A 16954-nucleotide genomic window follows, 5' to 3' on the forward strand; every position below is an offset into this window, starting at 1 on the left:
CGTGCGGACGGCGCCTGACGGCAGTACCGCGGCCGTGGCCGGAGCGCCTCATCCGGTGCCCGTCCCGCCCCCGCCCGGGGGCGGGACGCTCCGTATCACCGACAGCGTCGTGGCGAGTGGTCCGACCCCGTCTGAGCGAGAGGAAACACGCCCGTGAGCGTTCCCCAGCCGTACGACCATGTCGTGTTCATATCCCTGGACTGCCTGCGCAGCGACGGCGTGGGAGCCAATCCGCACAAACTCTGGCCACTGCGCTACCCCGACCTGCGGGCCCCCGCCACACCCGTGCTGGACGACCTGGCACATTCCGGCGCCTTCTTCACCAACGTCATCGCCTCCGCGCCGTACACCTCCGCCGCCCACGCCACGGTATTCACCGGGCAGTATCCGGCGCGCCACGGCCTGCACGCCTTCTACGAGGGCTTCCTGCGCAGCCCGTCGGTGTTCACCCACGCCCGCCGCGCCGGCCGCCAGACCCTCATGAAGGTTGACTTCCCCGTCATCCTCGGTGCCCAGCTGGGATTCACGGCGGACATCGACACGTATCTCGTCGAGGAGGACCAGAAGTTCATCGACGCCGTGCTCGCCACGGAGATGTCCCTCTCGCTGGCCCACTTCGCCGGTATGCATATGCCGTACGGCTTCCACAACCTCCGCTTCGGCGGCTCGGCCTACCAGGAGAAAATCGCCTGGATGGAGAGCCTGCTGCCCGCGGAAGTACCCCACCAGGTCGACGAACTGAACGAGACGTACCGCACGCCAGCGGACATGGCGCTGTTCCTGCGGTACAAGCGGGCCATCAACTACCTCTACGCCGCGGGTAAGTACGACACCCTCTTCCAGATGTACCTGGACGGGATCGAGTTCTTCCTCAAGAGCCGCTTCGAGCCGTTCCTCACCCAGCTCGTCGACCGGGTACGCCAAGCGGGCAAGACCCTGCTGCTGGTCCTGTTCGGAGACCACGGCCAGCAGTTCGAGGACGATTCGTACGGCAACTTCAACTCGCTGGAGGAAGGCGTCCTCCGTATACCGCTGATCATCGCGGGGGACGGGGTCGCCCAGGGCCGGCACCTGCGCCGCATCCGGTCCGCGGACATAGCGCCCACGGTCATGGAACTGGCCGGGATCGAGGTTCCCTGGCGTGGACTCTTCGACGGGGAATCCCGCGCCGACGTGGTACGGGGGACGACCGGGCTCACCGAGGACGCGCCGGCACTGGCCCAGGCGTACACCTCCGACGCACGGCAATTCGTGCACTACCAGAAACGCCAGCGCGCCGGCGAGGATCCCGGGGCGCTGCCGCACGTGCTCCTGGGCGAGAGCGCTTACCTGAATCGCACCAGGCTGGTCCGGCTGAACTACCGCTACACCGACCAGATGAGCCGTCTGACTCCGGACGAGCGGGTACGGATGGAACACTTCGACGACAACACGATTCCCCACGTCCGAGAAGGCGCCCCCGACCCCACTTTGCTCGCCGTGCTGGACGACTACAACCGGTCCTTGGGCCCGGCCCGGAACAACGCCCCGCCGGACTCGGTACGGGAAGGCCTGCGCAGTCTCGGGTATCCGCTCTGACGGCATTTCCGCCGCCGTAAAGGTCCGTGGTCGCGGCGCGTGCGGCAGCGGATATCGACGACCGAGCACTGAGACCACGTTTCCCCCGGTCAACGACGGCGCGTAGCCCGTGGTTGACCGGGACGGCCTCTTCTGCCCGGCCGGCGCCTTCCCCTCGGTCAAGGTTTCTTCGCGCGCTCGCCGACGAGCGGAGCCGGAGCGCTGTCCTTCGGGGCCTTGACCAGCAAGGTCAGCAGCGGTCCGGTCATGGCTGTGGTCGCGATCGCCATGATGACCATCACGGAGTAGAAGGACCGGTCGATGATGCCGGCGTCCAGGGCGACAGCGACGATCACGATTTCGGTCAGCCCTCGCGTATTCATCAGCAGGGCCGTGGGCAGCGCCTCCCCGTGCCCGATACCGGAGATCCGGGCGCCCACGTACGCACCGCCGATCTTGGACAGCATCGCCGTGCAGATGATGAGTGCGATGACGGCGACAGCGGACACGCCGACCGCCGAGAGGTCGACATTCATGCCGGCCAGGAGGAAGTAGGGCGGCAGCATGAGCTGGCCGATCTGATTCATGCTGCGGGGGACCGATCCCCGCAGCTCCGCCATCTCTTTGCGCGGCATGATGGCGCCGAACGCCAAGGCACCGAAGATGAAGTGGATGCCGAGCCATTCCGTGACCGCGCACGACAGCATGAGTCCCAGAAACACGGCGGAGACGAGCCCGGCACCCGCCCGGTTCCGCCGCAGGCTCGCGCGTACCGCCGCCCTCAGCGCCGGCCGCGCCATGACCAGCAGAACGAGATAGAGCGGCAGCAGGAGGACACGCACCTGACCCGCTCCCCCGCGTAGGCCACCACGCCCGCGAGACAGACCCAGGCGGTCAGATCGCCGACCGCGGCCGCTCCGAGGGAGAGATTTCCGACGGGCGTGCCGCTCAGCCCGCGGTCCGCGAGAATTCTGACGAGTACGGGCAGTGCCGTCACGGACATGGCGAGGGCGACGAAGAGGACGAAGGCCGTGCGATGCGCGGGGGCGTACTGGTCGGCGAGAAAGAGCGCCACGCCCGCGCCCAGAGCGAGCGGGCACAGAATCGAACCGATGAGCAGCCCCAGTGACCCGGACGCCCTGCGGTACAGCATCGACAGGTCCAGTTCGTAACCGGCGGCGAACATGAAAGCCGCCAGACCGATGTCGGCGACCACACTCAGCAGTGGTTTCACCTCGCCGGGCAGAATGACCGCGACCAGCTCGGGGGAGAGGACCATGGGACTGGCCAAGAGGCCCGCGCAAATCTCCCCCACCACCCGCGGCTGCCCGACCAGACGCGCCAGCCAGCCGAAGAGTTTCGCGCAGCCGAGAACGAGTGCCAGGGCCAGAAAGAACTGCGAGAGGGTGGTTCCGCTCATCTAAGCGACTCCAGGTCCGGGACGGGCGTTTCGCGCGGAGTGCGAGAGGGGCTGTGCGGCGCGATCGGTCCGACGCGGGGAAGGGGGAGCATCGGGAGCCGTGGACCGACGAGGGTGCGACCTGAACGCTCACGATGCCCGGAAATCCGTCATCCGCGCGCGGCGCACACACTCCACCGACCGCATCTCATGAGAGGCGTGACGCTTCGTAGGAGCTCTTGAACCGTTATACGGTCATCGCTGGATATACGCCAGAGTGGTCGGCGACCACCCCGACAGGAAACGGCCTGAATCCGACCCGCAGCGGTCAGGGCGCGCCCTGCCGCTTCCCCACTTCTCCCCGCCGCCGATTGTTTCCGCCCACCAGTCCCCGGCCATGGAGGAACGCACCGCACATCTTCCTGTCTGACCTGGGCAAACGGAGAGGTGTAACGGATTCGGCGAGCAGACGTAAGAGATGGTGGGGGCTTCGGCCTTTGCCCACGTACCCAGGAGACGCCCCTCCATGAGCGCCACTTTCACCGTCCCCGCGGCCACCGCGCAGGCCGCTGCACCGTTCTTCCCCGCGGCCGCCGCCCCCGCGCCCACCAGGGGAGGCCGCCGCGTGCCGTCCACGCTGTCCTCCACCATCCCGTCCCCGGCCTCGGATGCCGCCTACGAGGCGGCGCACGAGACACATCGCCGGTTCCGCCACGGCGTCTACTCCGTGGAGTGCCCGACCTGCCATGTCCCGGCGGGCGAACGGTGCTTGCTCCGCCGCGCGGTGCACGCTGCGCGCCGCGAGGCGTACTGGCTCGCTCACTCCAGCGCCACGCTGGTGCCCCTGCTCGTGGCGGGCGCCTGAGGGGCGCCCTGCGATCCCTTCGGGCGCGGTTCAGGCGGTGGCGGTCCGCCAGATCTGTACCAGGCAGTACTGATCCTCCCCGCCCAGAGCGGCTTCATGGCCGGCGGCTGTGGCCAGTACCTCGGCTTGCCGTCGTGCACACCTCCGACGCGGTACCCCACCGGAGTGTTCCGGCCCCGTGGTGTCCGGTGACGGAGACTCCGCGAAATTCGTTTGGCCGGCCGCCGCGACCACTGCTACGTTTCCGTCGACCGTGCGAGAGAACGAGGAGGTGGTACCTGTGAACGCAGTATCGACATGGGTGCTTCCCTCCGGGGTCACGGTCGGGCGATAGGTCGTCCGGGAGCGCCGTTCCAGAGCCCTCCCGAAAGGCACGACCATGCACTTCACCTCCGAGCAACGCCTCGACAACGGCGTCCTCGTACGCGAATTCACCCTCGGCGAGATCCCCGGCACCCTGTGGACACCCGAGTCCGCCGAGCCGGTCCCGCTGATCCTCATGGCCCACAACAACGGCCTTCCCAAGAGGGAACCCCGGCTGGTGGCCCGGGCCCGGTACACCGCGTCGTGCGGTCACGCGGTCGCCACCATCGACGCCGCCGGGTGCGGCGACCGGCCCCGTTCCGCCGCCGACGAGCAGGCACGTGCCGAACTCCGCCGGGCGGTGCAGGCCAGCGAGCCGACCGACGACATCTTCGAGTCCTTCATCGGTCCGCTGGTCGAAAAGGCGGCCCCGGAATGGCGGACCACCCTGGACGCCCTCCTCGCGCTGCCCGAGATCGGCGGCCCGGTCGGGTACTCGGGGTGGGCCGCGGTCGGCATCCGGCTGGCGGCGGTAGAGCCGCGCATCGCGGCCGCCGGTCTCTTCGCCGGGGGATACGTACCCCGAGCCCAGCGCGAGGAGGCCCGGCAGGTCACCATTCCGCTGCTGCTCCTGCTCCAGTGGGACGACGAAGGGAACCCCCGGCAGCGGGCCCTGGACCTGTTCGACGCCTTCGGCAGCAAGGAGAAGACGCTGCACGCCAACATGGGCGGGCACACCGGCACTCCGTGGTTCGAGGTGGAGGGCGGGGGCCGGTTCTTCACACGGCACCTGAAGTGAGGCCGGGGCGGTAGGACGGCAGCAGACGGTGCGCGGTGGCGGCCGGGATGCCGTCCACCGCGAACAGGCACCGCATCTCTCCGCCACGGGCCCCTGCCTACCTGGTAGGGGCCCGCGCTGCCCGAAGCCTGGTTCTCGGGGCGGGGTACGTGTGCCGCCTGTCACCGCCCTGCCCCTGCCCCTGCCGGAAACTGCGATGTCGCGATGTCGCGATGTCGCGATGCCGCGATGCCGCGGTGCCGCGGTGCCGCGGTGCCGCGGGACAATGATTGACGCCGCGGTGTCTTTCGTGAACCCTTCCGGCCCGTGACGACGAACACCGGTCATGACCGGCCCGCCCACGGACACGGCGCTTCGCCCGGCCGCCCGCTCGCCCTCGTCACCGGGGTGGGCCGTACCGTCGGGATCGGCGCGGGCATCGCCCGTCGGCTGGCCGCCTCGGGCTGGGACATCGCCTTCACCTACTGGACGCCCTACGACGACCGTATGAGCTGGGGCCGCGAGCCCGGCGCGCGTCTTCGACGAGGTCGAACAGCGGATGGGCAAGGTCACCGCGCTGGTGATGAGCCACTGCGAGTCCGTCGACTCCGGGCTCCTGGACACCACTGTCGAGAGTTTCGACCGGCACTTCGCCGTCAACGCGCGCGCCGCCTGGCTGCTCATCCGCGAGTTCGGGCGCCGCTTCGCCGCGGCACGGGGACCGGCCGGATCGTCAGCCTCACCAGTGATCACACCGTCGGCAACCTGCCCTACGGGGCGAGCAAGGGGGCCCTGGACCGCATCACGCTGGCCGCCGCCCACGAACTCGCCCACCTCGGAGTGACCGCCAACGCGATCAACCCCGGGCCCGTCGACACCGGCTGGATGCCCGAGGAAGTGCGGGAGCACTGTATGTGCAGCACGCCGCTCGGCCGGCTGGGCACTCCCCGGGACACCGCACACCTCGTGGACTTCCTGTGCTCCGAAAAGGGCGAGTGGATCAACGGTCAACTGCTGATGAGCAACGGCGGCCTCGCGTAGACGCCGAAGTCCGTCGTCAGACGCCGATCGGAATGCGGAGCACCTGCCCCGGCACGATCACGTCGGGATCCGTCACCTGATCCGGGTTCGCCCGGACGATGCGCTGGTAAAGGGACGGGTCGCCGTAGAACGCCTTGGAGATGGACGACAAGGTGTCGCCCCTCACCACCTTGTGCTCGCGGTACCCGTAATAGCCGCGGACGATGCGCGGCCCGTAAATCACCGGTACGGACACGAGGTTGATCTCGCTGCCGTCCTTCGGGCTGATCTCGAAGACCTGGACGATCAGCCGGTCGAGCTTGAACGCGGCATGCCTGACGTCGGCCTGGACCTGGAACTGCCCGTGCTCCCCGGAGCCGCCCCCGGCATTGAAGTGGCCGCTGACCTCGTCGTGCCCGTCGCCGACGCGATACTGCAGCGTGGCCTCGAAACCGGTGCCGACACCGCTGATCTGTACCGGATTGCCGACCAGGTCGAGTTTGCGTGGTTGATCGATGCGGTTCGTCATGGAACCTCCTCGGCGGAAGGCTGTCAGGCGGTACTCTCGGGACTGCGGCCGACGGCGTCAAGCCGGTGCTCCGCCGGGGGTGGTAAAGGCGCCACATGCGGCCGTCGTCGTCGCCAGGGTGTCGCTCTGCCTGGGGCGCCACGGGAAAGCGCGGGCTCATCGTCCGGGAGAGCAAGGAGCGGCTATCCAGCGGCAAAGAGGCTGTCTGGACGGTGGTGACACCGGCTGCCAGTGCGCCGACGCCCGCCAGGGCATCAGCGACGGTCTGGTGGCGGCGTCGCAGCCGGCCCTGCGGTGGCTGTACCTGACCGGCCTCCGACTCGGCCTGTGCCAGGCTGTATTCGGCGTCCTGCGCCGCATCCAACTCCAGTGCCCCGGGCCGCGCGGCGATCAGCATGGCGAGGTCGCGACGAAGGGCTGCCACCGCCTGCAGCAACTCCGCCTGGGCGGGCGACAGGACAGCAGCCGGGGCCGTTGCGGCGGGCGCGTGGTGGACGGTGGCCCGCGCCTCATGGCCGCCCGCGACGGGGCCGTACTGCGTACCGCCGCTGAATTGAACGCCCTCGTTGTGCGGGGTGCTCGGCCCGTCAGGCGACATGGCCGTCTCCTCAGCGATCTGTCTGCGGTCGTCCCTGGTCAGTTGGCGCGGGAGCCGGGCCGCGCCCCCACGCGTGGCTGAGGCGGAGTGACCCGTGCCCGGGCCGCCGGCGACGGGGCCGTGCTGGGTGCCGCCACTGATCTGCGTTCCATTGTTGATGTTGTTGTTGACGATGTTCTGTGCCTGCTGTTCGAATGCGCTGACGTCGTAGCCGCGGTCCTTGAGTGCGGTGAGCACCGCGGTCTGGGTGCGCACCCAGACCGTGCTCAAGAAGCGCTGTACATCGGCTTCCTGGAAGACGTTCTGGAAGTGCTCCTCGGCACCGAGTCCACGCACGCTGACGGCCGGAGCATGGTTGACGGCATAGCCGTCGCGGACCAGCCGGCGGTAGCGGCCGCGATGGCGCATGGCGCGGGCGGCGGACGCCCAGGTGCGGAAGATCTGGCCGATGGCGGCGCCCATGTCACGGCCCAGCCCCCAGAGCGCCTGCCCCACCACCGTCGGCCCGTCGGCCAGGTGATCGACGGGCGCGAACGAGTCGATCACCCGGTAGGCGGTGGCGGTCGGCGGCAGCAGGTAAGGCTGCCACTCCAAGTGCAGCACCTTGCCTTGGCTGAGAGCCCGTGCGAGGACGGTGGTGACGACCTCCTCCTGCCAGCTGCCGAGACGGATCGTTACGAAGCGCCGGAGACGCTCGTGTCCGAACAGGTCCAGTGCGGTGGCCCAGCGGGGATCCAGCCGCACCGCGCCGCCCGTGCCAGGCGCCGGTACCGACATGCCACCGAGCCAGTCCGAGGCCGTCCCGCGGCGCAGCCCGGGACGGAACACCCGGTCACCGACGGTCAGCCGGTGCAGGGCGTCTCCCGGGTACTCGCGGCCCCGGCCGAGGTCCTGAACCGCGAGGCTGATCGCCTGGTGCAGGTCAGCGGCGTTGATCGGCCGAGGCACCACGGGCTCTCCGTCACTCGTTTTGGCGGGGACGAGTTCCAGCGCTATGCATGAACAGGATGGCGACGTACGCCTCCAGCCCGGGCGCCGTGACGCTGAAAGGCATGTCTGTGGGCAGGCGTGACAGCGGCTCGCGCTCGAAGAGCGTGCGCCCGTTCCGCACAGGCACCCAGACGGACACCAGTATCCCGGCCGGCACCACGGCGGTAGCCAACTGGCCGACCGAAAGCAGCGTGCGCCGCGCGGACGAGTGGAGGCGCGCCGTATCGTCGGGCGGGAGGGCTTCAACGCCCCTTGAGGGCCCTGTCTGCTGTCGGCACCTTGGGCGCGGCACCCGGGGTGCCGGGAATCCAGTTGCCGTGGAAGCCCGCCGGTATGCGGACAGGTATGTGGATCTCGGCGACCGGGGCGGCGCTGAGGTCGGCGGCGTCCAGGACGGCCAGGTAGCTGGTGCCGCGGGAGCGGTCGTGGGCGAACGTCAGGAGGTACCCGTCGTCTTCCTGGCCGGAAGAGGTGGGGGAGCGGGGGACGAAGACGGGCTCTCCGCAGGTGTGGCCGGCGGGGAAGCGGTGGGTGCTGCGTCGGGCGCCGTGGGCCAGGTCGTACTTGTAGATCTCGGTGTGCAGGGGCTCGGCGTCGAGGGTGAATCCGGCGGTGTAGCCGTAGCGGTGGGGCAGGCTGACACCGGTGTCGGCAATGCGGGGGTATTCGCTGGGAATGTCGTCCAGCGGGGTTTCCGTGACCGTGCCGCTGGCCAGGTGGAGTACCCACTGATGCAGGGTGGGCAGGCCACCGCTGAGGTCCTGCGGCCCCTGGCGCCACAGGGCCGGGACGCGGGTGCCGGTGAGGGTGACCGTCCCGTCGGTCTCGAAGGCGTTCATCGTGTGCCACACGTAGCAGGGCGCGACGTCGAACCACCGTACGCGGGCGGCCTTCCCCGTCCGGGGCAGGATGCCGAAGCGAGCGCGGTGTCCGTCGTCCCACCGCCAGGGCGGGCCGCCTGCGGCTGCCCGGCCTGCGTCGAAGACGACGGGCAGGTCCATGAAGACGACGTGGTGGGCGGTGAGGGCGAAGTCGTGCATCATGACTGCCCGCGGCAGGTCCACGATCTGCTTCTGGAGCACTTCGCCCGCAGCGGAGGCCCGGTAGTAGGTCAGGTACGGCGGCCGGAGGCGGTAGCCGAAGAAGTGCAGTTCCCCGGTGCGGGGGCAGGTCTTGGGGTGAGCGGTCATGGGGGTGGTGAGCGCCCCGTCGAAGGTGAAGACCCCGAGGGTCGCCAGGTCGGGGGTGACCTCGTAGGGGAAGCCGCCTTCTTCGAGGGCGAAGAGCCGGCCGGCGTGGGCGATCAGGTGGGTGTTGGCGGTGGTGACGCGGTAGTCGATCCGTGAGGTGGCCGGATCGAAGGCGAGGTCGAGGCGGGAGGCGCCCGGCTGTGCGTGCAGCGGGGTGCGTACGTAGCGGTTGCGGTACCAGGTGGCGTGGCCGTCGGCCAGTGCGACGGTGTGGAGCATGCCGTCACCGGCGAAATAGTGGGGCGACCAGCCGCTACGCGGGTTGGGCCCGTTGCGGAAGTACTGGCCGCACAGTTCCCGGGGCACGGTGCCGGTCACCGCGCTCGGCCGGTGGGTGACCTCGGCCGCGACCGGTGCGTTGTTGCCCGAGAGGTGCAAGGGTATGGGGGAACCCGATGGCATCGTCATCCGCGGTCTCCTGCCTTGGGGTGAGGCAGCCAGGGTCCCGCAGTCGGCATGCCGACGGCAGTCTTGTTCTTTTCGCGCGCGTCAGCCGCCGCCCCGCGATGTGGTTCATCCGGAGCAGTTACAGCTACGTCGGCCACCCCGGCCCGGCGCGGCCGATGGGTCGCCACAGGTCCGTACGGGCCCCGACGGGTTCAGCGCCACGCTCCCGACAGGCGCCTGGTGACGACCGCGCTGAGTGTGCGTACGCCGCGTGTCGAGCCGGGGTCGATGCCGGTGAGTTCCCGTACCCGGCGGAGGCGGCCGTCCAGGGTGCGGGCGTGGATGTTGAGGGCGGTCGCCGTGGCGCCGCGGTGCATGCCGTGGCGGTAGTACGCGTCGAGGGAGTCGGGGGCGAGCTCGGGCAGAAGGTCGGAATGGGCGTGCGGCGCTGCGGATTCGGCTCCCGCCGTGCCGAAAATCAAGGGAACCAGAGCGATCAGCTCACCGTTTCCGTCGCTGTATTCCCGGCCCCGCATGACAGGCGTCCGGTGGCTTTTCACCAATGTCTCGATATCGTTTTCCAGAAAACGATCTGCGGCGGGGCGGACCGGCATACGGAACACCGTCACCACCCAGCAAACAGGCAGCTCCATACCGACGGCCGAGGCGAGTTCCGCCGCTATGGGATCTCCGTTCAGCAGGGACCGGGTCAGCACGGCGACCTGTTCGACGTACTGTCTCCGGCGGCGCAGTACCCGTACGAATCCCTGGCAGTAGGCGCCGATACCGCGGTCACCCTGCGGAGCGAACCAGCTCATCATGCGCATGATTTCCTCGACTCCGCAGCCGCGCTGGGCCTCGGTCACCTCGTTGACCTCGCGCAGCATGAGCGCGGCGTGCAGCCCCAGGACCCGCTGCCGTGCGTCGAGCGACATCCCCGCCTCGGCCCGCAGCTCACCCATCGTCGCGATGTAGCCGAGGTCGGCTTCGGACAACTCGCGTCTGTCCGGCGACAGCTCGACGGCCCGACGCCGGAGCCACAGCGCGCAAAACGGCGGCGAGTACGCGACCAGGTCTTTGTCACAGCGCGCAAAATTCCCGGACCTGGGCGTTCTCATCACCTTTTCCGCTTGTGGAGGGGCCGTGAAGCAGTCTTAATGAGAACCGCATGTACATCCGTGGGGAACACCGCGACAGTCATTCTGATTGCCGCCTTCAAGACCGACCGGCCGCAGGTCCTCGACTGGGTAAGGGCCGTCGAGGGCCTCGTCGGTGACACGAGCCTGGTCGGCATCGACTTCCGGGTGCGGGACGGCCTGCAGTACGGGGTCGGCGACAAGGGCGGGATCTACACGACCAAGATTCCGACGGGTGACGAGGACGCCCTGGTCACCAAGGTGCCCCAGCTCCAGTACGACATGCGCGGCACGGCGTTCGGCGTCGACTTCGACCCGGCGGCCGACCGGCTCCGTGTGATCAGCGACAACGGGCAGAACCTGCGGCACAACCTCAACAACCACACGACCGTCCAGGACCAGAACCTCACCTTCCCGGGGGAGGAGGGCACGGCCAAGGGTGTCACCGCCGCCGCGTACACGAACAACGACCGCAGTGTGGCCACGGCGATCCCCCTGGCCGACGTCGACACGGCCAACGACCAGGTCGTCCTCCAGTCCCCGGCCAACCAGGGAACGCTCGCCCCGACCGGCAAGCTCGGCGTCAACGCCGGGCTCAACGCGGGCCTGGGCATCTACAGCACGCTGTCCGACGGGCAGACGGCCGACTACGCCGCCTTCGCCTCCCTCACCCCGAACGGTGCGGGCAACCCGTCGCTCTACAGCGTCAACGTCCTCACCGGTCAGGCCACTTCCATCAGGCAGTTCCCGCTGAACATCACGGACCTGGCCAACTCCCTCACCGGCACCTGGCCCCGCCAGGCAGGTCCGCATCGGCGTCCCGTCCGCATCAGCCGGACGGGACGCCGAGCCGCCGCGGACTTCAGGCGGCGAGGTTCACGCGAAGAAGTTCCAGTTCCCCTCGACCGGCAGCGGGTAGCCGCTGTCGGTCCTGTCGCTGACGAGGTCGTAGCGGACGTACTGGTCGTCCTTGAACAGGTACACCTTGTCCGTGTCGAGCACGGAGTTGACGGCCGCGTCGATGCCCCGCTGGAAGTTCTCCGGCAGCCCGCGCCAGCCGCGCAGGATGGGTGTCGGGCCGCCCAGCAGCTTGTCGTTCACGACGTCGTATCGGATGTACAGGTCGTCCTTGAAGAACCAGCTGACGTTCGGGTTGCTCTGGTGGTTGACGGCCGCGTCGATGCCGAGCTGGAAGTCCGGCGGCAGCCCCTTCCACCCTTCCGCGATGCTGAGCGGGTAGCCCGGCTCGACCTTGTCGGAGTCCAGGTCGTAGCGGACGTACTGGCTGTCCTTGAAGAGGTACACGACGTTCGGCTGGTCCCGGCGGTTGAGCGCGGCGTCGATCCGGCGCCCGAAGCTGTCCACCAGGCCCGGCCAGTTGCCCTCGATGAGCTTGGGGTACCCGTCGAAGCCGTGGTTGTCCTTCATGTCGTAGCGCACGTAGGAGTTGTCCTTGAGGACCCACGTGATCGGGTCGTTGCCCTTGGCCCTCACGACGGCGTCGATGCGCCGGTAGAAGGAACCCGGTGCAGCGGTCTGCTCTGCCACGTTCCACACCCTCTTGCAGTCGATGGGTCTGGTTGACGCCTGCCGGCCGGCGGCTGTTCGAGCTCGCCCCCAGCACCCTGCCAGCCCCTTACGGTCGTGTCACGCCACCCACCGCTCATCGGCTCATTCCTCGCTGCACCGCCATGCAGTTCGAGCCACACCACCTTCACCTGCACGTTCTTGTCGCCCCGCCAGTCACCCGGACACATCGGTGCCCCTCGCCGGACCGACCGGTCCCGTGCTCGGATCGCCGGCACCCTTGAACTGCGGCGGGCACGCGCGCCCGCCTCGTACGGACCACGGTGCTGCCGGCCGGCCGCGGTGCGCTCACGAGGCGTCGCGGCGGCGCCGGACCTGCCATACGGCCGCGCCGACCAGGGCAACGACGAGGCCACCACCGAACAGCAGCCCCACGGACGGCCCGCCACCCGAACCACTGCCACTGCCGCTGCCAGGGCTGTCGCTGCCGCTCGCGTGAGGGGAGCTGTCGGCCACCGCTTCCCCGCAGCCGCGCCGCGGGTAGCCCGCGATGGCGCACAGCAACCCCGAGGACCCGTACCGCAGGGGTGGCGCGGCCTTGGCCAGCGCCTCCGCGGTGGTGGCATCCGGCGGCAACCGCACGCAGAGCGTGCGTATCGCCGGCGGCCGCTCCCCGGACGGGGCATCCTCTGCTGTTCCGAAGTCCAGGACCAAGGCGACCCGCTTGGTGTCTGTCTTCGCCGGAATGGCAGCGCATATCGCCGCGAAGTCGGCGGGAGTACGGGGGACGACGGACCCTTTCGTGTCCTCGTGGAAGACGGCGAAGCGCAGCCCTTCCACGGCGCCGTCGGCCGGACGGTAGGTACCCGGGCCTTCGGCCGTGGTGTGCCAGGTGCCGTTGTCCCCGTGCCGCAGCGACCAGTAGCGGTAGTCGGCGGCGTGGGCGGGGGCCGCGGAAGCCAGCGCGAGAGTCCCCGCGGTGGCCACCACGGCCAGGCTGCGGCTGATGGGTCTGACGCTGCGTCTCACCGGGTGTCTCTCGTCTGCCTGGTGCGGACCGTTGAGGACCGTTGCGGCCCGGGGGTCTTCGAGTGGGTTCCGCAAGGGAGTGTATGCAGCCGGCGGCATGTCCGTACCAGACATCGCCGACCTGTGCCGCTTCCGCCCGTCCCCGCCCGAAGCCTGGCGGTACTCTGCGTCACTGCACGGAAGATCCGGCTCGTTCTGGAGGCGCAGCAGTGAAGAACACGGCCAGCACCGGCCCCGCACCGCGGTCGCGGCCCGCATTCGTTGTCGCCGCGACGCACAGCAGCGCCGGCAAGACGACCGTCACGGCCATTCTGCTGCGCCTCTTGCGGGAACGCGGCCTGAGGGTACAGGCCTTCAAGCTCGGCCCTGACTTCATCGACCCCGGATACCACCGGGAGATCACCGGGCGGCCGTCGATCAACCTGGATCTGTGGATGATGGGGGCCGAAGGCGTGCGCCGCTCCTTCGACCGCTGGTCCGCCGAGGCGGACGTGTGCGTGATCGAGGCCATGGGCGGGCTGTACGACGGGGAGAACGGGACGGAGAAGGGATGCGCGGCGCACATCGCCAAGCTTCTCGGCCTGCCCGTGGTGGTCGTCATGGACGTGTGGGGGATGACGCGTACGTCCGGAGCCGTCCTCGGCGGCCTGCTGGCCTTCGACCCCGAGGTCCGGATCGCGGCCTGCGTCCTGAACCGGGTCGGCAGCCGCACCCACGCCGATATGGTGCTCAGCGCGCTCCCCGGCCACCTGCGGGAGCTCGTGGCCGGCTGGGTCGAGCGCAGCGAGCACCTGCGTGTCGACGAGCGGCATCTCGGGCTGACCACGGTCGAGGAGAACCCGACAGGCGCCGCGGCACGCGCCCGCGCGCAGCTCGCTTCCGGACGCTCGGTGGACGTGGACGGGCTGTTGGCGGCCACTCGTACCGCGCTGCCCGGGCCCGCCGGGACATCCGCGGACCGTCCGGCACGCGGTTCCGGCCCCGGTAGGCCCCGTGCGCGTCTGGCGGTGGCCCGTGACGCCGCGTTCTGTTTCTACTACGAGGAGAACCTGCACGCGTTGGAGGACGCCGGGTTCACGTTGGTGCCGTTCCGGCCGACCGTCGATCCCCGGCTGCCGGACGACGTCGACGCGGTGTATCTCGGCGGCGGCTACCCGGAGAGTTTCACTGCCGAACTGGCCGGCAACCGCTCCTTGGCAAACGAGCTGAGGGCGCGGGCCGGGCACGGAATGCCGGTCTACGCGGAGTGCGGCGGGATGATGTACCTCGCCCGGTCGCTGACCGACTTCGACGGTCAACGCGCGACCATGACCGGTATCCTCCCGATCGATGTGGTGATGGACCGGCAATACCTCTCCATCCATTACGTCGAGGTGCGCACACAGGCGCCGTCCCCGCTCGGCGAGGCGGGGCAACGAGCCCGTGGCCAGGAGTTCCACCAGTCCCGTATCACCACTGCCGAGATCGAACCGAATCTGTACGAGGTGACCACGAGCACGGGTGAAAGCCGCCGTGCCGGGTTCCTGCTCGACAACGTAGCGGCCAGCTACATCCATCTCCATTTCAGCCTGCACCCGGAGATCCCGCGCCATTTCCTGAGTGCTGCGCTGAGGTACTCGAAGAAGGTGCCCGCCGTATGAGATCGGAGAATCCCTTGAAACCGATCCCGCTGTTACGTCGCCGTCGGCTCCGGTCGGTTGTGGTGGCGGCTGCGCTGGCAGGGCTGATTCCCCTCCTGCCGGGCCACGAGCCCACGAGCGCCGCCGCGGCGGACGCGTCACCGGCACCCAGAACCCTGAAGACCGCGACGATTCACTTCGCCCCGGAAGAAGGGAAGGTGGACGACAACCGCGCCAAGATGGTCGAGCTGGCCGACCGGGCAGCCGGCAAGGGCGCCAAGCTCATCGTGCTGCCGGAGATGGCCACCAGCGGTTACTCCTTCTTCAGCCGTGCGGAGATGTCCGAGGCCGCCGAGCAGGTCCCCGGAAAATCGACCACCGCTCTCGGCGCCGTCGCCGAACGGCACCGCGCCTACATCGCGTTCGGCATGCCGGTCTACGAGCCGGACACGAACCGCTACTACAACTCGGCCGTGCTCATCGGCCCGGACGGCAGGGCCCGCGGCGTCTACCGCAAGCGCAACCACCTGATCGAATCCTCTTACAACGCCGCGAGCTTCGACCCGATCCCGACCTTCGACACCGAATACGGCAGGATGGCGCTGGTCATCTGCTCCGACATGTTCAACTCGCAGTTCCCCAGAGCGGCCGCCGTGCAGGGAGCGGACATCCTGATCGCGCCGGCCAACGTCGGGATCGACACCGACTTCGTCCGCGTCCGGACCTTCGAGAACGACTTCTCCATGATTGTCGCGAACCGCTGGGGGAAAGGCACCAAGGGAACCAAGCCCGAGGTGTTCACACAGGACACCTTCACCGTGCCGTCCCCGTTTCCCTACGATTTCGACACGGGGTCGCGCAGCATCATCATGACGCACGACGGCAAGGTCCTCGCGGAGGTGAGCGGCCGGTCCGATCAGATCGGCTACGGCGAGATTCCCGTACGCAGGTCACGGACCTTCCCGGTGGAACGCAAACCCGCGATGTACGCGCTGCTGGGCCAGGACACCCTGGAGCCCTATACGCAAAAGCAGTTCCAGCAGCCCGCCCCGACCACCTTCACCGCAGCCGCTGTCGACCCCGGCCCCAGCACCACACCCTGGCAGACCGCTCTCGATGCCGCGGCCAAGGCCACGTCCCGGGCCGAGTCCACCGGCAAGAAACTGCGCCTGATCGTCTTCCCGGCCAACTACTTCCCCGGCCCCGACACGGCGGGCCTCGCGGAGCTGAAGTCCTTCGCCACGAGCCGTCGGACCGACCTGCTCATCCACTACCCGTCCACCGGCACCGAGGTGCCCAAGAGCACCCTCCTCGCCTCGACGGGGCAGACCTACGACTACCGGCGCACCCACCACCGGCGCGGCGAAGCACTCCCCGGGGACCGACTGTCGAACGACTACCTGGTCGTCGACCGCGACTACGCCCGCCTCGCCCTCATGCAGGACGTCGACATGATGCCGCCCGAGACCGCCCACGTCCTGGCCCGCATGGGAGTCGACGTCGTCGCGATGAACACCGACTGGCGCGCCCCGGTCCGCAGCGCCCTCTGGAAGAGCCGTACCGGTGACTACCTGCACATCGTCACCGCCAACAAGTCCGGCGAAGAGGGCATCTACCTCGGCGGCTACAAGGCGGACCCCAGCTTCACCGAGGACGAAGGCGTCGTGATCCGCGACATCACCACCGGTGACGTCCGAGCCAAGCCCTCGGCTCGCTTCTTCGACCCCACCACCATCCTCGAACGGTGCCAGCCGGGGACACGCACCTGCTAGTCCCGGTCGAAGTAGGCGATCGGATGCCCCATGGTCCTCCACAGCGAACTCGACGCGGCACTGACCGAGGCCGCAGCAGCCGCCGGTACGACGGCCCGCGACAGCACCGCGCTGACCACCGTGGCCGAGGAGGACCACATCGCCACCGCACGGACCAACCACGGCGACACCCTCCGTACCCGGGACCTGGTCGGT

13 protein-coding genes and 3 pseudogenes are annotated in these 16954 nt (G+C 69.1%); 8 read left to right on the forward strand and 8 right to left on the reverse strand.

Translation table 11 applies throughout. The features are described 5' to 3' along the window. Window positions 1-153 precede the first annotated feature (153 nt). Complete coding sequence (locus ACEXOX_RS42015) at window positions 154-1578, forward strand: sulfatase-like hydrolase/transferase (RefSeq protein WP_406525906.1); 1425 nt, start codon at window positions 154-156, stop codon at window positions 1576-1578. A gap of 158 nt (window positions 1579-1736) precedes the next feature. Here the strand turns inward: ACEXOX_RS42015 and ACEXOX_RS42020 are convergent, their stop codons facing one another. Together ACEXOX_RS42020 and ACEXOX_RS42025 are read right to left on the reverse strand one after the other, a co-directional pair. Further along, entirely contained in the window at window positions 1737-2399 is a 663-nt protein-coding gene (locus tag ACEXOX_RS42020; protein WP_406525907.1) for a cation:proton antiporter, read from the reverse strand. Then, window positions 2339-2977 (reverse strand): cation:proton antiporter, encoded by a 639-nt coding sequence (locus ACEXOX_RS42025; RefSeq protein ID WP_406525908.1) that lies wholly within the window; start codon window positions 2975-2977, stop codon window positions 2339-2341. The genes ACEXOX_RS42020 and ACEXOX_RS42025 overlap by 61 nt, the downstream gene beginning before the upstream one ends. A gap of 505 nt (window positions 2978-3482) precedes the next feature. Here ACEXOX_RS42025 and ACEXOX_RS42030 point away from each other — a divergent pair. The 3 genes and pseudogenes from ACEXOX_RS42030 to ACEXOX_RS42040 all read left to right on the forward strand — a co-directional run bounded on the left by ACEXOX_RS42030 (window position 3483) and on the right by ACEXOX_RS42040 (window position 5943). Next, the gene (locus tag ACEXOX_RS42030; protein WP_406525909.1) at window positions 3483-3821 is read left to right on the forward strand and encodes a hypothetical protein; all 339 of its coding nucleotides are present in this window, start codon (window positions 3483-3485) and stop codon (window positions 3819-3821) included. A 379-nt stretch (window positions 3822-4200) separates the two neighbouring features. After that, window positions 4201-4923, forward strand: a complete 723-nt coding sequence (locus ACEXOX_RS42035) for a dienelactone hydrolase family protein (RefSeq protein ID WP_406525910.1) — start codon at window positions 4201-4203, stop codon at window positions 4921-4923. Window positions 4924-5229: 306 nt separating this feature from the next. After that, window positions 5230-5943 (forward strand): annotated as a pseudogene (locus tag ACEXOX_RS42040) (SDR family oxidoreductase). A gap of 16 nt (window positions 5944-5959) precedes the next feature. Here the strand turns inward: ACEXOX_RS42040 and ACEXOX_RS42045 are convergent. Further along, entirely contained in the window at window positions 5960-6451 is a 492-nt protein-coding gene (locus ACEXOX_RS42045; protein ID WP_406525911.1) for a Gmad2 immunoglobulin-like domain-containing protein, read from the reverse strand. Between the two features lie 718 nt (window positions 6452-7169). On the opposite strand from ACEXOX_RS42045, the gene ACEXOX_RS42050 reads away from it, so the two are divergent. Continuing rightward, entirely contained in the window at window positions 7170-8051 is an 882-nt protein-coding gene (locus ACEXOX_RS42050; RefSeq protein WP_406525912.1) for a hypothetical protein, read from the forward strand. A 230-nt stretch (window positions 8052-8281) separates the two neighbouring features. Here ACEXOX_RS42050 and ACEXOX_RS42055 read toward each other — a convergent pair whose 3' ends face one another. Both ACEXOX_RS42055 and ACEXOX_RS42060 read right to left on the reverse strand, forming a co-directional pair. Next, window positions 8282-9697 (reverse strand): carotenoid oxygenase family protein, encoded by a 1416-nt coding sequence (locus ACEXOX_RS42055; protein ID WP_406525913.1) that lies wholly within the window; start codon window positions 9695-9697, stop codon window positions 8282-8284. A gap of 191 nt (window positions 9698-9888) precedes the next feature. Further along, window positions 9889-10722, reverse strand: a pseudogene (locus ACEXOX_RS42060) (helix-turn-helix domain-containing protein); the annotation flags it as partial. Window positions 10723-10833: 111 nt separating this feature from the next. Here ACEXOX_RS42060 and ACEXOX_RS42065 point away from each other — a divergent pair. Next, window positions 10834-11601, forward strand: a pseudogene (locus ACEXOX_RS42065) (DUF4394 domain-containing protein); the annotation flags it as partial. An 87-nt stretch (window positions 11602-11688) separates the two neighbouring features. On the opposite strand, the gene ACEXOX_RS42070 reads toward ACEXOX_RS42065, so the two are convergent. Then, window positions 11689-12360: a hemopexin repeat-containing protein gene (locus ACEXOX_RS42070; protein ID WP_406525914.1), complete on the reverse strand. Its 672-nt coding sequence runs from the start codon at window positions 12358-12360 to the stop codon at window positions 11689-11691. A gap of 327 nt (window positions 12361-12687) precedes the next feature. After that, on the reverse strand, window positions 12688-13368 hold the full coding sequence (locus ACEXOX_RS42075; protein WP_406525915.1) for an SCO2322 family protein: 681 nt from the start codon (window positions 13366-13368) through the stop codon (window positions 12688-12690). A 209-nt stretch (window positions 13369-13577) separates the two neighbouring features. On the opposite strand from ACEXOX_RS42075, the gene ACEXOX_RS42080 reads away from it, so the two are divergent. Both ACEXOX_RS42080 and ACEXOX_RS42085 read left to right on the forward strand, forming a co-directional pair. Continuing rightward, on the forward strand, window positions 13578-15008 hold the full coding sequence (locus tag ACEXOX_RS42080; protein WP_406525916.1) for a cobyrinate a,c-diamide synthase: 1431 nt from the start codon (window positions 13578-13580) through the stop codon (window positions 15006-15008). 197 nt (window positions 15009-15205) lie between these two features. Beyond that, entirely contained in the window at window positions 15206-16759 is a 1554-nt protein-coding gene (locus ACEXOX_RS42085; protein ID WP_406525917.1) for a nitrilase-related carbon-nitrogen hydrolase, read from the forward strand. Here ACEXOX_RS42085 and ACEXOX_RS42090 read toward each other — a convergent pair. Next, window positions 16756-16917 carry a hypothetical protein gene (locus ACEXOX_RS42090; RefSeq protein ID WP_406525918.1) on the reverse strand — a complete coding sequence of 54 codons (162 nt, stop codon included), beginning with the start codon at window positions 16915-16917 and terminating at the stop codon, window positions 16756-16758. The two genes, ACEXOX_RS42085 and ACEXOX_RS42090, sit on opposite strands and share 4 nt — an antisense overlap. Window positions 16918-16954: the final 37 nt, after the last annotated feature.

Origin of the sequence: Streptomyces sp. Ac-502, from assembly GCF_045222935.1 — a bacterium.
Lineage (GTDB): Bacteria > Actinomycetota > Actinomycetes > Streptomycetales > Streptomycetaceae > Streptomyces > Streptomyces monomycini.